Source organism: Nonomuraea sp. NPDC050783, assembly GCF_040802095.1.
Taxonomy (GTDB): Bacteria; Actinomycetota; Actinomycetes; order Streptosporangiales; family Streptosporangiaceae; genus Nonomuraea.
The window spans coordinates 207,477-223,474 of record NZ_JBFAHK010000014.1; the positions used below are offsets into that span (position 1 = coordinate 207,477).

Here is a 15,998-nt window from a genome sequence, read left to right on the forward strand (position 1 = left end):
GGGGTGCGGGTCTACGCTCGTTGCTGTGGAGGCACAGTATCCGGCCCACTGGGAAGCCGACGTCGTCCTGGCCGACGGCGGTACCGCGCACGTACGCCCCATCCGCCCCGCCGACGCGGACCGCCTTCGCGCCTTCTACTCGCGCCTGTCCGAGGAGTCGATCTACTTCCGCTTCTTCGGGCCGCGCCCGCGCCTGTCCGACCGCGACGTCGAGCGGTTCACCAACGTCGACTACGTCGCGCGGGTCGCCCTGATCGCCACGATCGGCACCGAGATGGTGGCCGTCATCCGCTACGACCGCACCGGCCCGGGCGAGGCCGAGGTCGCCTTCCTCGTCGAGGACGCCCACCAGGGCCGCGGCGTGGCCTCCGTGCTGCTGGAGCACCTGGCCGCCACCGCCCGCGAGAACGGCATCGAGACCTTCATCGCCGACGTGCTGCCCGCCAACATGCGCATGATGGGCGTGCTGCGCCAGGCCGGCTACACCGCGCAGAGCCGCTTCGCCGACGGCGTCGTCCGCATGACGCTCGACCTCACCCCCACCGAGACCTCCGCCGAGGTCACCACCGCCCGCGAGCACCGCGCCGAGTCCCGCTCGATCGCCCGCCTCCTGACGCCGGGCTCGGTCGCGGTGATCGGCGCCTCCCGCGAGCCGGGCGGCGTCGGCCAGACCGTGCTGCGCAACCTGCTGGCCGCCGACTTCACCGGCCCCGTCTACCCCGTGCACCGCGAGGTGCGGGCGGTGGCGGGCGTGCGCGCCTACCCCAGCGTGACCGCGATCGACGGCGACGTCGACCTGGCCGTGGTGGCCGTGCCCGCGGGCAGCGTCCTCGACGTGGTGAAGGAGTGCGCGGAGAAGGGCGTCCACGGGCTGGTCGTGGTGTCGTCGGGGTTCGGCGAGACGGGCGCGGAGGGCCGGGCGCGGCAGGACGAGCTGGCGCGCATCGCCCGCGCCTACGGGCTGCGCGTGGTCGGCCCCAACTGCCTCGGCATCGCCAACACCGACCGCGCCGTACGGCTCAACGCCACGCTCGCCGCGACCGTCCCCGGGCGGGGGAAGGTCGGCTTCTTCAGCCAGTCGGGCGCCCTCGGCACCGCGCTGCTGCAGCGGGTGGCCCAGCGCGGCATGGGCATCTCGTCGTTCGTGTCGGCGGGCAACCGGGCCGACGTGTCGGGCAACGACCTGCTCCAGTACTGGGAGGAGGACGACGCGACCGAGGTGATCCTGCTCTACCTGGAGTCGCTGGGCAACCCGCGCAAGTTCACCCGCCTGGCCCGGCGCATCGCGCGGCGCAAGCCCGTCGTGGTCGTCAAGAGCGGCGGCACGCCGGCCGGGCACTCGGCCGAGGAGCTGGGGCTCCCCGACTCGGCGATCAGCTCGATGTTCGCGCAGGCCGGGCTGATCCGGGTGGACGACCTCATCCAGCTCTTCGACGTGGGCCAGCTGCTGGCCTACCAGCCGCTGCCCGCCGGGCCGCGGGTCGCGCTCGTCACCAACTCCGACGCGCTCGGCCTGCTCGCCGCCAACGCCTGCCTCGCGGCCGGCCTCGAACCCCGGCCCCCGGTCAACCTGGGGGCCGCGGCGGGCGCCGCCGAGTTCGGCACGGCGCTCGCCGGCGAGCTGGCCTCCGCCGAGGTGGACGCGGCCGTCGTGATCTACATGCCGCCCATCCCCGGCGACACCGGGGCCGTGGCCGCCGAGCTGCTGCGGGTCTCCACCGGCGCCTCCACCGGCGCGGGCAAGCCGGTGCTGGCCACCTTCCAGGGGCATCTGGGCATGCACCCGGCGCTGTGCGTGGCCGACGAGGGGGGCTCACGGTCGCAGCCGACGCCCGGGCGGGGCTCCATCCCCTCGTACGCGGCGCCGGAGGAGGCGGTCAGGGCCCTCGCCCAGGTCGTCCGGTACGCCGCCTGGCGCGCCCAGCCCGCCGCCCCGCCGCCGAGCCTCGACGACCTCGACACCGCCCGCGCCCAGGCCCTCATCCACGCCGGCCTGAACTCCTGCCCGCCCCCTTCCGACGAGGGCGGGCAGGCGGGTGCGGCGGGCGAGCCGTCCGGGGCGCGCTCGGCCGCGTTCGCCGAGCCCGGCCCGCCCGTCGAGATTGACGCCACCGAGCTGCTGTCCTGCTACGGCCTCACCGTGTGGCCCGCTGAGGTCGTCCGCTCCCCGGAGGAGGCCGTGGCCGCCGCCGAGCGCCTCGGCTGGCCGGTCGTGCTCAAGGTCGCCGACCCGGGTGCCTCCCGCCGCGCCGGCACCGTGCGCCTCGGCCTCACCGGCCCCGAGATGGTCCGCCACGCCTACGCCGAGTTCGCCGACCAGCTCGGCGAGGAGGCGCCGCTGGCCGTGCAGCGCATGGCGCCCCAGCCCGCCGTGCCGACGGTGGTGGGCGTCGTCGAGGACCCCGCGTTCGGCCCGGTGGTGTCGTTCGGGCTCGGCGAGGTGACCGCGCGGCTGCTGCAGGACCAGGCGTTCCGCCTCGCCCCGCTGACGGCCGAGGACGCCGCCGCCCTGGTCAGGTCCGTCCGCGCGGCCCCGCTGCTCTTCGGCCAGTACGGCTACCCGCCCGTCGCCGTGGACGCCCTGGAGGAGCTGCTGGTCCGCGTCGGCCGCCTGGCCAACGACCTGCCCGAGGTGGCCCGCCTGGACCTCGACCAGGTGCTCGTCGGCGAGTCCGACGTCATGATCCTCGGTGCCCGCGCCACCCTGCGCACCCCCGCCGGCCCGCGGCTCGACGGCGGCCCGCGCCGCCTGGCCTGACCTCGACTCCCGCCGGGCGGGGGCACCGGGCCCGCCGCGGACCGCGTGGCCGGTGTGACCGCTGTTACCCGGCGGAAGACGTTATAGAGCGTTACATCCGGCGGGTGAGTGCACCGCGGACCCCTGGCAGGATGGAGTTATGAGGGAAACCCGAGTCTCAGCCGCGGGCCTGCGTGAAGCGATCGAGCGCAGCGGCTATTATCCCGACCTCGTCACCGATGCGGTCGAATCCGCGCTGGGCAAGGAGGCCGTGACCGCGTTCGTGGTCCATCACGAGGCCACATTCGATCCCGCGATGGAGGTACGCAGGCACGTCACGGTGCTGGTGCTGACGGCGAGCCGGCTGCTGGTGTGCCACACCGACGAGCACCCGGCGGTCGAGGGCGTCTCCGCCTCCCACGCCTCCACCACGACCGAGGCCGTCCGGCTGAGCCGCATCCAGTCGGTCGCGGTCACCCGCGTCGTCCCCGACCCCGCCTCGTACGTGCCGGGCGTCCCGCCCACGGAGGTCACGCTCACCATCGGCTGGGGCGCCATCTCCCACGTGGACCTCGAACCGGCCACCTGCGGCGACGAGAACTGCGAGGCCGACCACGGCTACACCGGCGCCATCACCGCCGACGACCTGTCCCTGCGGGTCAGCGAGGCGGCCGACGGCCCCGAGGCGGTCGCGCACGTCCTGTCCTTCGCCAAGGCCCTGTCCGAGGCCACCGCCCGCGCCGCCGCCTGACGCCCGCCGTCCGGCCCCGTCCGGCCCCCGCAGCCTGACGCCCGCCGTCCGGCCCCCCGTCCGGCCCCCGCCGCCTGGCCCCGCCCCGGCTCCCGCCGCCCGGCCCGCCCCGCCAGGGCCGGCCCGCGCGGGGCCCGTGCGCCGGAGCGGGGCGGTCACCCCCGGCCCGGCTAGGATGAGGGCATGCTGGTGCCCCGGTACGGCGGGGGGTCGCTGTCCGACCTGCCCGGCGCGCTGCTGGCCGCCCTGGGCGTGCCCGAGCCCGGCCGGCCCGGCGACGCGCTGACCCTGGAGCCCGCCGACCGCGTCTGCCTGTTCCTGGTCGACGGCCTGGGCGCCGACCTGCTGGAGGCCCACCCCGAGGCGGCCCCGTTCCTGTCCTCCCTGCCGGGCCGCACGCTCACCGCCGGTTTCCCCTCCACCACCGTCACCAGCCTCTGCTCGCTCGGCACCGGCCTGCCGCCGGGCGAGCACGGCATGCTGGGCATGACCCTGGCCGTCCCCGGCACCGGCCACCTGTTCAACTGCCTGCGCTGGACCCTCCCCGGCGGCCTGAGCATGGACCCCGAGCAGTGGCAGCCGGCCCCGACCGTCCACCAGCGGGCCGTCCTGGCCGGCGTGCGGCCCAGCTACGTGGCCCCCGCCGAGTTCGAGGGCACCGGCCTGACCAGGGCCGTCCACCGGGGCCTGCGCTACCTCGCGGCCGAGACCGTGGACGAGCGGATCGCCCGCGCCCACGAGGCCCTGCGCGAGCCGCGCGCCCACGTCACCGTCTACTACGGCGACCTCGACACCGCCGGGCACCTGACCGGCTGGGGGAGCGCCGGTTGGCTGAGCCGGCTCGCCGTCGTGGACGACATGGCCCGGCGGCTCGCCGAGGGCCTGCCGCCCGGCTCCGCCCTCTACGTCACCGCCGACCACGGCATGGTCAACGCCACCGCCAAGCTCGACGTCGAGCAGGAGCCCGAGCTGATGGCGGGCGTGGCGCTGATCGGCGGCGAGGCCAGGGCCAGGCACCTCTACACCGAGCCGGGCGCCGCCGCTGACGTGCTGGAGGCGTGGGCCGAGACCCTGCGCGGCAGGGCGTGGGTGGTGTCGCGGCAGGAGGCGGTCGAGTCCGGCTGGTTCGGGCCCCGGGTGCGCGACGCCTGGCTGGAGCGCATCGGCGACGTCGTGGCCGCCCCGCGCGACGGCCTGGTCCTCCTGGCGCCCTCGCGGCACCCGGTCGAGGCCCGGTTCATTGGCTACCATGGCTCGCTCACCCCCGCCGAGCAGAACGTCCCGCTTCTGGAGGTACGCCCGTGACGGGCCCGCTGATCACCGCCGCCGAACTCGCCGCCCTCGACACCGCCGTGACGCTCCTGGACGTCCGCTGGCGGCTCGGCGGCCCGCCGGGCCTCGACCTCTACCGCGAGGGCCACCTCCCCGGCGCCCTCCACTGCGACCTCGACCGCGACCTGGCCGCCCCGGCGGGCGACGGCGGGCGGCACCCGCTGCCGGAGGCGGCGGCGTTCCAGGCCGCCATGCGCCGCCTGGGCGTGCGTGACGGGCGGCCGGTCGTCGTGTACGACGACACCGGCGCCATGGCCGCCGCCCGCGCCTGGTGGACGCTGCGCTACTTCGGCCACCAGGACGTCCGGGTGCTCGACGGCGGCCTGCAGGCGTGGACCGCGGCCGGGCTGCCGGTCACGAAGGAGGTCCCCGGCGCCGCCGAGGGCGACTTCACCGCCCGCCCGGGCGGCATGCCGGTCCTGACCGCCGACGAGGCCGCGGCGCTGGCCGCCGACGGCGTGCTGCTCGACGCCCGGGCGGGGGAGCGGTACCGGGGCGAGGCCGAGCCGATCGATCCGGTGGCCGGGCACGTCCCGGGGGCCGTGAGCGCGCCCACCACCGACAACGTCGGCCCCGACGGCAGGTTCCTCGACCCCGCGGCGCTGCGGGCCAGGTTCGCCGCGCTGGGGGTGGGCGAGGGCGTGCGGGCCGGGGCGTACTGCGGCTCCGGGGTGACGGCCGCCCACGAGGTGCTGGCGATGGAGCTGGCCGGGCTGCCCGCCGCGCTCTACGCCGGCTCCTGGTCCCACTGGGTCACCGACCCCGACCGGCCGGTCGCCACCGGCGCGGACCGGTGGGGCGCCGCTCAGTAGAGCGGGCGGCCGCCGGCGCCGAAGCAGGCGAACTCGTGCACGCCGGTCCTGGTCGCGGCGGCGGCCAGGGCCGCGTCGGGCGGCTGCCCGGCCGCGACCAGCTCGTGGAAGGCGCCCATCACCGCCCGCGCCGCCTCGTCCCGCACCGGCACCATCCCGGCGATCACGCACGAGGACCCCTGGGCCAGGAACGTCCCGGGCAGCCCCAGCGGCGCGCCCTCGACCGGCGCGCGGGACATGCCCGAGTTGCACGCCGACAGCACCACCAGCTCCGGCGCCCGGGCCAGGGGCAGCAGGTCGTAGGCCATGAGCGGCCCGTCCTCCAGGGTGATCGAGGAGACCAGCGGGCTGCGGGCGTGGAAGACGCCGTGCGCGGCCAGGTGCAGCACGTCCGCACCCGCCAGCGCCTCCAGGACGGGCCCCGTACGGCCGGGCACCTCGCGGGCGTCGCGGTGGCAGGACAGCACGTGGGCGATCTCCGCCCGCGCGTGCGTCAGCGCGGGCCCGGCGGCCGCCACGACCCGGGGAGCGCGGTCACCGCGGAGGGCGTGCCGCGCCCGCGCCCGCATCCATCCGGCGGCGCTGGCCGCCACGCTCACCGGCCGCCCGCGCAGGAACGGCAGCGCGCCCCACGGCAGCGTGTGCAGGGCCCCGACGGGCACCACCACCAGCGGGCCGCCGCCCAGCTCCGCGGCGAGCGGCCGGAACAGCAGCCGCTCCACCTCCAGCGCCGCCGCGTCGAGCCCCGCCCCGCCACCCGGGCGGCCGCACTCCTCCCCGCCCCGTCCGTCCCGGCCGTGCTCGTCCCGGCCGCCCTCCTCCCCGTGCCGCCGCAGCGCGTAGCGCAGCCGGACGACCGCCTCCTCGACCGCCCGCATCGCGCCCAGCCACCGCAGCAGCACCCGCTCCCCGGCGATCAGCACCGCCAGCAGCGACTCCCCGTCCACCACGAACTCCACCAGGGCGCCCGCCCCCAGCTCCGCCCGCACCCGCTCGGGATCGGCCACCGGCCCGGCGTGCGCGGGCGCCGTGACGGCCCGCCACCGCTCGGCCCACGCGAAGACCTCTCCCGGCCAGCCGTCCCGCACCGCCAGCGACAGCCCGAACGCCGCCAGCCGCTCCCCGGCCCGCGCCGCGTGGGCACGCAGCGACGGGTCGTCGAAGGACTCCACCCCCTCGCCGACCTCGGCCAGCCCGGCCAGCACCGCCAGGAACGCGCCGGGCACGTCCTCCCGCAGCGCCGCCTCCAGCGCCAGCGCGTGCTGCCGCACCGGCGCGGGCACCTGCCACTCGCGGGCGAGCCGGCCGTCGGGGAAGATCTCGCCGCGCGGCTCGTCCACGGCCGCGTGCCGGGTCAGGCGGGCGAGCTGCGCCGAGGCCGCCGGGTGGTCGTCCACCGCCAGCGCCGCCTCGGCCGCCGTGAGCCGCAGCGCCGCCGCCCCCGCGAGCTGGGCGAAGCCGTCCTCCAGCTCGTCGGCGCAGGCGACCAGCCCGGCGACCAGCTCGGGCGTGACGGGCCCGAGGGCCAGGCGCGAGCGCAGCACCACCTCCCTGGCCAGCGGCAGCCACTCCGTCCGCTCCTGCCCGGACAGCTCCTCGACGGCCCGCTCGCCCACCCGCAGCGCCCGGTGGGGGTCGCCGGTCAGCAGCTCGACCTGGGCCAGCTTCAGCCGCGCCTCAGCCAGCGCCACCCGCGCCCCGCACGCCTCCAGGTCGGGCACGGCCAGGTCGAGCATGGCCCTGGCCTCGCCGGGCAGGTGCGCGGCCAGCAGCGCGCCGGCGAAGTCCGCCCGCATGGTGGCCAGCCGCTCCGGGTAGCCGAACAGGGTGTCCTCGGCCTCGCGGTAGTAGCGGAAGGCGCCCGCGACGTCGCCGCGCCGTACCGCGAGGAAGGGCAGGTTGGCGGCCGACAGGCGGGCCAGGTGGCGCAGCCCCGTGTGCTGGGAGATCTCCAGGCAGGCGGTGAGGTCGCGCATGGCGGCGTCCCACTCGCCCCGGCAGCAGCGCACCAGCCCGCGGTTGAGCAGCCCGCCCGCCAGGAACCTGCGGTCGTCGATGGTGCCCGGCGCGTGGACCAGGGTGGCCAGCGCCCGGTCGCTGGAGGCGACAGCCTCCTGGTGGCGGCCCAGGTGGGCGAGCGCGACCGCGCGCTGGGTGTCGAGCTTGGCGCGGTCGAGCGGCGACAGGTAGGCCCAGGCCAGGGCGGCCAGGCGGAGCGCCTGGAGCGGATGGCCGAGCTCGGTGCGTACGGTGACCAGCGACAGCCGCGCCTGGGCCACCCGCTCGCGCGGCGCGCCGGGGACGGCGACGGCCGCCCGCAGGTGGCGCTCGGCGCTGTCGAGGTCGCCCAGCTCGCGGGCGGCCAGCGCGAGGGCCCGCAGCGCCACGGCCTCGGCCTCCCTGTCACCGGTACGCCGGGCCGCCGCGAGCACGGCGTCCGCGGCCCGCATGGCGTGCTCAGGATCGACCAGCGAACGCAGCAGGGTGGCCTCGGCCGCCTCGACGAGCGGGCGGGCCCCGTCGTCCTGGGCGGGCGCGGGCGACCGGGGACGTGCGGGGGTCACGGGCGGATGCGCACCCAGCGGGTCTGCACGGCCGCGTGCCCCGGCCGGTGGCACACCACGCTGAGCCAGCCGGGCGGCAGCCCGGTGGCCGCGAAGTGGCCGCCGCCGGAGACGCGCCGGGTCAGCGTCAGGTGCGGGGTGCGGACGTCGACGAGCGCGTCGGCCCCCGGATACGGCGAGACCTGACCGGCGACGTCGATGAGCCCGTCGCCCACCGTCACCTCCAGGTCGAAGGTGAGCCCGTCGGCCACGAACCGCACCAGGTGCGAGCCGTCGTCGCCGCGCGTGCCCGAGCTGGTGCGGATGGCGGCGGCCTCGGCGACCGGGGCGGCGGTCACCGACCGGGTGATCCGCAGCCCGTAGACCTCGCGCGCGGCGACGGACACGTGCGCCGGCATCGGGTCGCCCCCGGCGGCCAGCCGGAGCGCCGCCAGGAAGTACTCGTCGTTGATCATTGCGCCATCTCCTGGGGTGAGATCAGAGTGCGCAGTTTCTCCAGGCAGCGGGCCCGGGTCGGGCCGACACCGCCGACCGGCAGCCCGAGCCGGGCCGCCGTCTGCCGGCTCCCGAGGTCGATCGCGACCAGTTGGAGCAGCGTGCGGCAGGGCTCGTGCAGGGCGGAGATCGCCCGCCAGAGCCGCTGCCGGTCGTCGGTCTCCAGCACGGTGGTGCCGGGATCGGGGTCGCCGACCGCCGCCGCGCAGTGGACGCCCGGCCGGCTCTCGCGCAGGAGCAGCAGCGACTCGCGGCGCACGGTGGTGGCCAGCCAGGCCCCCACCCGCGCCGGGTCCCTGAGGTCGTCCAGGTGTTGCAGCAGCCGCAGCCAGGAGCCCTGGACGACGTCCGCCGCGTCGGACGGGCTCAGGCCGCACGCGCGTGCCACCGCCCACATGAGCGGCCCGAACCTGGACTCCAGCGCGTCCCACGCCGACCGGTCACCACCGGCCGCGGCCAACACCAGCTCCGCCGGATCGCGGTGGGCGTGCACGCGGTCTCCTTCTCGTCGTCCTGGAGGCGATCATTCCTCCACGTGATGGACCGGGAACTGAGCGTAAACTCTACAGATTCACCGGAACGACAACGCCCAGATCGGGAATTTGCCGGGACCCGCCCCCGTCGAGCAGCCGCCTGACCACCTCCTTGGCGGGCTCCGCCGCCGCCGCGCCGGCGATCGTCCCCGACACCAGCGCGGCGGCGAACGACGTGCCGCTCCACGCCGCGAACCCGCCGAACTCGCCGGTGTCGAGGTAGCTGCTCTCCAGCCAGTCGCCGCGCGCGCAGGCGTCCACCCACGTGCCGTACCCGGAGTAGACCGCCCGCTCCCGCTGCGTGGGCTCCAGCGCCGCCACGCCCACCACGCAGGGCAGCGCCGCCGGCCAGAACGGGCGGTCGGAGGCGGTGTTGCCGGCGCAGGCCACCGTCACCGTGCCGGTCATCGCCGCGATCGCGTCGTTGAGCAGGGGCGGCGGCCGGTCGTCGAAGGTGTGGCCGCCGAAGGACAGGTTGAGCACGTCCGGGGGGCGCTCCCGCATGCGGTGCAGCGCGCGGATCACGCCCGCCTCGTCGCCGAGGCCGTCGCCGTCCAGGACCCGCCGCACGCGCAGCGACGCGCCGGGCGCCAGGCGCGCCAGCAGGCCCGCGATGAACGTCCCGTGCCCCGCCTGCGGCCCCTCGGCGGCGTCGGCGTCCTCGGGGGCCACGCGGGCGTACCACTCGGTGCCCGACCACCACGGGTGCTTGGCCACGCCCGTGTCGAGCACGGCCACCGTCGCCGCCGAGCGCGCCCGGCCCGGCCGGTAGGGGAGCGGCGGCACCGGGAACGGCCGCGACGCCGGCCCGCCGAAGAACAGGGGCTGGCCGCGCAGGACGTGGTTGGGCGAGGCCCGCAGCCCCTGGGCGCGCAGCTCGGTCGCCAGCTCGCAGGGATCGACGCCGGGCGCCAGATGGGCCACGACGACCCCGTCCGCCTCCGAGACCGCCTGGGTCCAGCGCGCGGCGGCGGGCAGGGCGCTGCGGTCGGTCAGGAGCTGGCCCGGCCGGACGAGCGCCGCGCCGACAGATTGGAAGTCCATGGCGGGGTATGTTTCCCCGCCTGCATCAGGTGTCACGCGACACTCCGGCACCAACTTGGTATGGCCCCCCTCTGGTGCCGGGTAACGACCGACGGTAGTCTCTCCCTAGTCACATGTGATCATCCTGGGATACGAGGCCGTTGGGGAAGGCGCACCTCGTACCGAACGGGAGGTCCGGTGTCTGCTCGTGGCGTCCTTTACGTCCACTCGGCTCAGCCCGCGCTGTGCCCTCATATCGAATGGGCGGTCGCGGGTGTCCTTGGCGTGCCCGTAGATCTGACGTGGACGCCGCAACCCGCCGCGCCCAACGTCGTGCGGGCGCAGGCCGAGTGGGAGGGCCGGCCCGGCATCGCGGCCGCCATCGCGTCCTCCCTGATGGGCTGGCAGCGCCTGCGGTTCGAGATCACCGAGGACGCCTCGCCGGGCGTGGACGGCTCCCGCCACGCCTACACCCCCACCCTGGGCGCCTTCACGGCGGTCATCGGGGCGAACGGCGACATCATGGTCCCCGAAGACCGCCTGCGGGCCGCCATGATGATGGCCGCGCAGGGCCGCTGCGTGCTGGAGGAGGAGCTGGACAAACTCCTCGGCCGCCCGTGGGACGAGGAGCTGGAGCCGTTCCGCTACGCCGGCGACGGCGCCCCCGTCCGCTGGCTCCACGCCGCCGTCTGACCACGCCCGCCACCTCCCGACGCGGAAGGCCCCCACCGACCATGCGGTGCGGGGCCTTCTGCCACCAGGACGGGCCCCTGCGACCGGGGTCACGATGACAATCTGGGAGCATGCTTCGTCACATCGCTCAGGTTCTTCACGGGCGCGTGCCTGATCCGCGGCAGCTCGCCGAGGAGGACGCCTGCGCCTACGGTGCCCAACTGCTGGCGGAGGCCCGGGAGGAACTGAACCGGGCGGACGGCAAGGCGCAGGTCCTCCTCGGCATCGTGGGCATCGGGCTCGGCGCCGTGGCCGGTGGCCTGCTCGCCGGAAGCTGGGCGCCCACCAGGCTGGCCGACGCCGTCGAGTGGTTGTGGTGGCTGGGGGCGGCCGCCGCGCTCGCCTCGGTGATCGTGCTCGCCTCGGCGGTGTATCCGCGCATGGACCGCAGGAAGCGCGGCACGGCCGTCATGTACTTCGCCGACGTGCTCCGCTTCGACACGGCCCAGGACCTGTCCGACGCCTTACTGGCATCGTCCACGCTGGACCTGGAGCGCATCGCCGATCAGCTGCAACGCATCAGCAGGATCATAGGACGGAAGTTCCGTCTCATCCGATGGGGGTTCTGGCTCCTGCTCGGTGCCCTGGCGAGCACCGTCGGGGCGGCTGTGATCAATCTGCTCCTCACCCGGACTCCTCCGTGAGCGCGAAGGGCGAATCGGGATCGGGCGGCGGCAGCGGTACGTCGAGCCGCTCGAAGGCGGCCCTGAGCGCGCTCTCGCTCGCCAGGACCAGCTCGAACGCGTTCGCGTGGCGCTGCGCGTCCACGATCCTGGTGAAGAGCTCGAACAACTTCTCGGCCTTCTCCTTGCGCTCGTCCAACATGCGGTCGGTGATGTCGGCGACCTGGTCGAGCGCCTGCGCGAGACGCACGGCATGGCGGGCGGTCGAGCTCTCCGTGGCCCCTCGGAGGAAGTCCTCGCAGATCGCCTTGGAGACCTTCAACCGCTCCATGTGCGCGACCACCTGTTCGGAGCGATTCCTGATCTTGTAGAGCGCGGTCTCGTGGGCGCAGCGCAGCCTGCCCACCTCGTCGGGGACCTCGACCTCGATCGCCGCGCGCCATCTTCCGGTGATCGACTCGGCGGGCGGGTCCGCCAGCCATCGCTGCACCGCCAGGTTCGCCGACTCCTCCGCCTGAGCGGGGTCGAAGATGCTGTGCTGCCGGAGCGAGCGCCGGACGATGTCCCGCACATAGTCCTTGACGAGGTGGTCCTTGTCCTCCTTCAACTCCTTCCAGGGACGGAAGACCAGTGAGCCCGTGGCGGAACGCCGCCAGAGCCACACGCTGACCTTGAACTTGTAACCGTCGCCCTGGGACGGCGCGCTGAAGACGTAGGAGGCCTCCTCCGGGGTGATGTCGGGGTCCTCGGCAGGCTTGGCCGGCTCGGCCGGTTTCACGACGACGGTTCCCTTCCTCGCCGGGCTGGTTCCCGTCACTGACTTCGCCGGCCAGCGGACGACGAGCCATCGGTGCAGCTTGAGAGCCATGTCATCGATCCTTCACGAGACGGATGTACCGGGTGAACTGCTCGGGGGTGATGATCGATCGCTTCTGCCACAGATGCAGATAGAACAGCCAGGGCTTCCTCAGCCTGTCCGTGGTTCTGGCCAGGACGTCCTCGATGATCAGATCGACGATGGCGTCGCCGGTCGCGCGTTGCGCCCAGTCGGCCATCAGCTCCCAGGAGCCGGGCGTGTACGCGGGATAGGTGTTCTTGCCGTACGTCCTCGACAGGCCGCAGTGCAAGGCGTTGATCCACAACGAGGCCAGGTCGGTCACCGGCTGATGGTCCCGGAGGGCGGGGAACGTGTCGTGCTCCTGCGGAAGGGAGGCCAGCCGGACGAAGGCGAGAGCCGCGGTGACCTGCTCGCTGAGCTTGTCGCCGTCAGCCCATCGGGCGAGCTCGCCCAGCACTCTGCCGGCGGTCGACGGCGTGTAGACCTCGGCCACCGACCTGGCCACGGCGTCGCAGGTCTCCAGGTAGGAGGCAGCGACGGCGATCGTGCGGAAGGCGCTGAGCGCGTCGCCGGGATTGCCGACGCCTATGGCGGACCCGTAGGCCAGCGCTGCCGCCATACGCTGGTTGTACGTGCCGGTCGCCCACGCGTTGAGCGTCCGTCCGACCAGGACGGCGACATCACGGTCGGCCAGAGCCGCGGCTTCCAGCGCCCAGGTGAGGGCGCGGGCTTTCTCCCGCTCCTTGCTCCAGGGCGTGAAGAACTTCTTGTCGATGATGTCGTAGTCGCAGGTCGCCAGGCGGCCGATCGCGTAAGCCGCCTTGACCTGGGCGCGCCAGTCGTCGCCGCCGGCGAGGTCGGACAGCCAGTCGTAGAGGGCCGGCCGTATCGCGGGAAGCTGGGTCCAGAGCGAGGGCAGCAGCCGGGTCGCGAGGCCGGGGCGTACGTCGATGCGCCGTCCCTCCCCGCCGCGGATACCCTCCGCCTCGCTCAGGCGCGAGTAGTCGATCCACTGGCTGAGGCGTTCCCAGACCTGGAGGCCACGCTCCTCCTCGGCATCCTCCTCCCGCTGCTCCTCCTGCCGGATCCTGTTCGCCAGTGCCAGCGCCGCCTCCGACACCACGGCCTCGGGCAGCCCGAAGAGCACGGAGCTACTGATCAGGAAGTGACGTGCCAGGCTGGGAGCGTCGTCCTTCTCAAGGTTCCTCTCCAGCTCCGTCAGAGCCGCGTACGGAAGATTGCTGATCATGTCGCTGAGCGCTCGTCCCTGGCGGAACCCCTCCGCGAACTGCTGGGCGACCTCCACGGCCTCGGCCGGCCGGCAGCCGATGACGTGGTCGTGCAGGCGGTGGAGGTGCGACTGGAGCTCCTCCTGGAGCTCCTCGGCCAGATACGTGACGTGCCTGCGGAGGACGTCCATCGCGGCAGGCGGCTCGTGCGTCACCACGGACTTCGTGATGACGCAGTCCACGGGCACGAGCGCGACGATCACCGCGTTGCTCTTCACCGCGACGGCGCGGAGCTGGTCGAGCACGGTCTCGGGATGACGCAGCCAGGTGGCGTCGTCCGCCCGTAGTAAGTAGCCGTGACCTCCGCGTAGGTGGGCCGGGCGGACCTTCTTGAGGTCCTTGGCGCCGAGGGTGTGGCACGTGCGGCCCAGCTCCAGGAGCGCGGACAGGGCGGTGGTCCACCTGCCGCTGCGCGGCTCGCCCCTCAGCAGGGCCACCGATCCGGCGGCCAGACGCGCCAGGAGCTCTCGTTGCGAGGCCGTCTCCACGATGCAGCCCCGGGCTCGGTCCACGCTGCCGGCGGGGATCGGGATGGTGAAGACGTCCTCTTCTGGGTGCTGGATGTAGAGGTCGCGTCCGGCGCCGAAGACGGTTCCGCCGTCCTCGGCCCGGTATTCGGAGCCTCCGTACCAGTTCCGTCCGACATCGATGATCTCGGCGCGAAGCCGGCGTTCCTTCTGCTCCCGCTCGATCTTCTCGGCCAGTGACTGCTCGGTGGCAGGGCTCGCGGCGTCGTCGGAAGGCGCGGAGCCGCTCTCTTCGGTCATCGCCGCGGCTTCCGCTCCGGCACCGTGAGATCGCGTCCGGCCACATAACTGACGCCGTCGCCCGACGTGGTCACCACGTTCCCGCCGTACCAGTCCCTGCCGACAGCAGTGCCGGAGGGACGTGGCTCATCGCCGGCCTCCTCCGGCTGGGTCTCCAGGTCGTCGAGCGCGTGCACGTCGTGCCCGGGGAGGTAGACGTACGCGATGTACTGCTGCTGCTTGACCCGCACTGTCACGCGGCGGAACCGGTCGGGTGGGGGCCCGCCGTAGCCCTGGCCGACGTAGTCGGCGTAGAAAGTGTCGGAGACGACGATGCCCAGGTGCGCTTCCGGCACGGCGCGGAGCGCCGCCCGCAACGGCCCGGCGTCCACCAGGCGGCCGCTCGTCACCGCGTGCCGCCCGGGCGAGCCCGCCGGGCCGTCCACGTGGATCGGTCCAGCGTGGATCGCCAGCCGCATCCGGAGCCTCGGGGTGGACGAGGCGTTGTAGTCGTGCAGGGCCCGGCACAGCGCATCGGTGAAGGCGCCGACGAGGAGGGCGGGCTGGACGGACGGAGGGAGCACGACGAACTCCCCGTCGCCCTGCGGCTGCCGCTTCCAGTCGAGCAGGCCGAGCCCCGTGGCGCCCGCCGCCAGGTCGAGCAGGCGGATCATGGCGGACTGCAACGCGTACTGGTCGGCGTTGTTCCGTGTGCTGTAACTCTCGATGTCGTAGGTCAACATCGCGCGGTACTCCGGTGTGTCGTTCATCTTGGCTCCTTCGCGTGCGTGCCTCTCCTGAGCAGGGTGGGCCACCCAGCGAACGGCGTCCGGGATTTTTACCGGTTGAGCGGGACGAGTTCCGCGAACTGGGCCAACCCGGGGAGGTCTGTGATGATCGCGCGCCGCTGACCACGGACGATCAGGCCGCGATCGGCGAGGGCCTTCATGGCCTTCTGCACGGTGGGCTCTTTGATACCGATCAACCCGCCGAGCTCCGCACGGGTCAGGGGCACGCCGGTGTCCCAGCCTCGCGGTGTCCGGAAGCCGTGCCGGGCGGCGAGCGCCAGGAGGATGCGCGCCAGGCAGACCTCGGCCGGGAACCCCGCGAACTCGAGGCGTCGCTGGTTGGCCCAGAGCAGGCGCTCGCTCAAGGTCCCGGAAAGAGCGAACGCCGCGGCGGCGTGACGCTGCAGATAGCCGAGGAAGGCGTTCCCGCGGATGGCGCAGGCCGTCACCGCCCCGCAGGCCGTCACGTCGGCGCTGCGGGTGCCGCGGCCCAGCACCGCCATCTCGCCGACGAGGTCGCCCCGCACCCGGATGGCCAGGAGCACGCGCTCCCCGTTCTCCGCGGACGCCGTGATCTTGACCGCTCCTTGCAGGATCAGATAGACGAGGGTCCCCGGCTCGCCTTGGCGCAGGAATGTGGTGCCGTGCTCGATCGAGCACGTGGTGCCGAGTTCCGTGAGATCGGCGGGCATGCCACGAGGCAGCCTGGCCAGGAACGTGTCAAGGGGCCACGGG

At 74.4% G+C, this 15,998-nt stretch carries 14 protein-coding genes; 6 read left to right on the forward strand and 8 right to left on the reverse strand.

The annotated features are described in order from the left end of the window. Positions 1 to 25 precede the first annotated feature (25 nt). The 4 genes from AB0H75_RS32650 (at position 26) to AB0H75_RS32665 (ending at position 5,632) form a co-directional block, all read left to right on the forward strand. Positions 26 to 2,758 (forward strand): GNAT family N-acetyltransferase, encoded by a 2,733-nt coding sequence (locus AB0H75_RS32650; protein ID WP_367803063.1) that lies wholly within the window; start codon positions 26 to 28, stop codon positions 2,756 to 2,758. A 139-nt stretch (positions 2,759 to 2,897) separates the two neighbouring features. After that, positions 2,898 to 3,488: a DUF5998 family protein gene (locus AB0H75_RS32655; protein WP_367803065.1), complete on the forward strand. Its 591-nt coding sequence runs from the start codon at positions 2,898 to 2,900 to the stop codon at positions 3,486 to 3,488. Positions 3,489 to 3,671: 183 nt separating this feature from the next. Then, on the forward strand, positions 3,672 to 4,793 hold the full coding sequence (locus AB0H75_RS32660) for an alkaline phosphatase family protein (protein ID WP_367803067.1): 1,122 nt from the start codon (positions 3,672 to 3,674) through the stop codon (positions 4,791 to 4,793). Beyond that, positions 4,790 to 5,632 carry a sulfurtransferase gene (locus AB0H75_RS32665; protein ID WP_367803069.1) on the forward strand — a complete coding sequence of 281 codons (843 nt, stop codon included), beginning with the start codon at positions 4,790 to 4,792 and terminating at the stop codon, positions 5,630 to 5,632. Before AB0H75_RS32660 ends, AB0H75_RS32665 begins: the two co-directional genes overlap by 4 nt. Here AB0H75_RS32665 and AB0H75_RS32670 read toward each other — a convergent pair. From AB0H75_RS32670 to AB0H75_RS32685, 4 genes are all read right to left on the reverse strand, one after another. Beyond that, positions 5,626 to 8,196 (reverse strand): CHAT domain-containing protein, encoded by a 2,571-nt coding sequence (locus tag AB0H75_RS32670; protein WP_367803071.1) that lies wholly within the window; start codon positions 8,194 to 8,196, stop codon positions 5,626 to 5,628. The genes AB0H75_RS32665 and AB0H75_RS32670 overlap by 7 nt on opposite strands. Then, positions 8,193 to 8,651 (reverse strand): hypothetical protein, encoded by a 459-nt coding sequence (locus AB0H75_RS32675; protein ID WP_367803073.1) that lies wholly within the window; start codon positions 8,649 to 8,651, stop codon positions 8,193 to 8,195. The genes AB0H75_RS32670 and AB0H75_RS32675 overlap by 4 nt, the downstream gene beginning before the upstream one ends. Continuing rightward, positions 8,648 to 9,184: an RNA polymerase sigma factor gene (locus AB0H75_RS32680; RefSeq protein ID WP_367803075.1), complete on the reverse strand. Its 537-nt coding sequence runs from the start codon at positions 9,182 to 9,184 to the stop codon at positions 8,648 to 8,650. The genes AB0H75_RS32675 and AB0H75_RS32680 overlap by 4 nt, the downstream gene beginning before the upstream one ends. A gap of 70 nt (positions 9,185 to 9,254) precedes the next feature. Next, entirely contained in the window at positions 9,255 to 10,268 is a 1,014-nt protein-coding gene (locus AB0H75_RS32685; RefSeq protein ID WP_367803077.1) for a S8 family serine peptidase, read from the reverse strand. Between the two features lie 177 nt (positions 10,269 to 10,445). On the opposite strand from AB0H75_RS32685, the gene AB0H75_RS32690 reads away from it, so the two are divergent. Together AB0H75_RS32690 and AB0H75_RS32695 are read left to right on the forward strand one after the other, a co-directional pair. Then, complete coding sequence (locus tag AB0H75_RS32690; protein WP_367803079.1) at positions 10,446 to 10,940, forward strand: DUF3145 domain-containing protein; 495 nt, start codon at positions 10,446 to 10,448, stop codon at positions 10,938 to 10,940. A 146-nt stretch (positions 10,941 to 11,086) separates the two neighbouring features. Beyond that, the gene (locus AB0H75_RS32695; protein ID WP_367803081.1) at positions 11,087 to 11,623 is read left to right on the forward strand and encodes a Pycsar system effector family protein; all 537 of its coding nucleotides are present in this window, start codon (positions 11,087 to 11,089) and stop codon (positions 11,621 to 11,623) included. On the opposite strand, the gene AB0H75_RS32700 is transcribed toward AB0H75_RS32695, so the two are convergent. The 4 genes from AB0H75_RS32700 to AB0H75_RS32715 form a co-directional block, all read right to left on the reverse strand. Continuing rightward, positions 11,604 to 12,470: a hypothetical protein gene (locus AB0H75_RS32700; RefSeq protein WP_367803083.1), complete on the reverse strand. Its 867-nt coding sequence runs from the start codon at positions 12,468 to 12,470 to the stop codon at positions 11,604 to 11,606. The two genes, AB0H75_RS32695 and AB0H75_RS32700, sit on opposite strands and share 20 nt — an antisense overlap. A gap of 1 nt (position 12,471) precedes the next feature. After that, the gene (locus AB0H75_RS32705; RefSeq protein WP_367803085.1) at positions 12,472 to 14,496 is read right to left on the reverse strand and encodes a hypothetical protein; all 2,025 of its coding nucleotides are present in this window, start codon (positions 14,494 to 14,496) and stop codon (positions 12,472 to 12,474) included. Beyond that, positions 14,493 to 15,245 carry a hypothetical protein gene (locus tag AB0H75_RS32710; protein WP_367803087.1) on the reverse strand — a complete coding sequence of 251 codons (753 nt, stop codon included), beginning with the start codon at positions 15,243 to 15,245 and terminating at the stop codon, positions 14,493 to 14,495. The genes AB0H75_RS32705 and AB0H75_RS32710 overlap by 4 nt, the downstream gene beginning before the upstream one ends. Before the next feature lie 68 nt (positions 15,246 to 15,313). Further along, positions 15,314 to 15,955 (reverse strand): Crp/Fnr family transcriptional regulator, encoded by a 642-nt coding sequence (locus tag AB0H75_RS32715; protein ID WP_367803089.1) that lies wholly within the window; start codon positions 15,953 to 15,955, stop codon positions 15,314 to 15,316. Positions 15,956 to 15,998 lie beyond the last annotated feature (43 nt).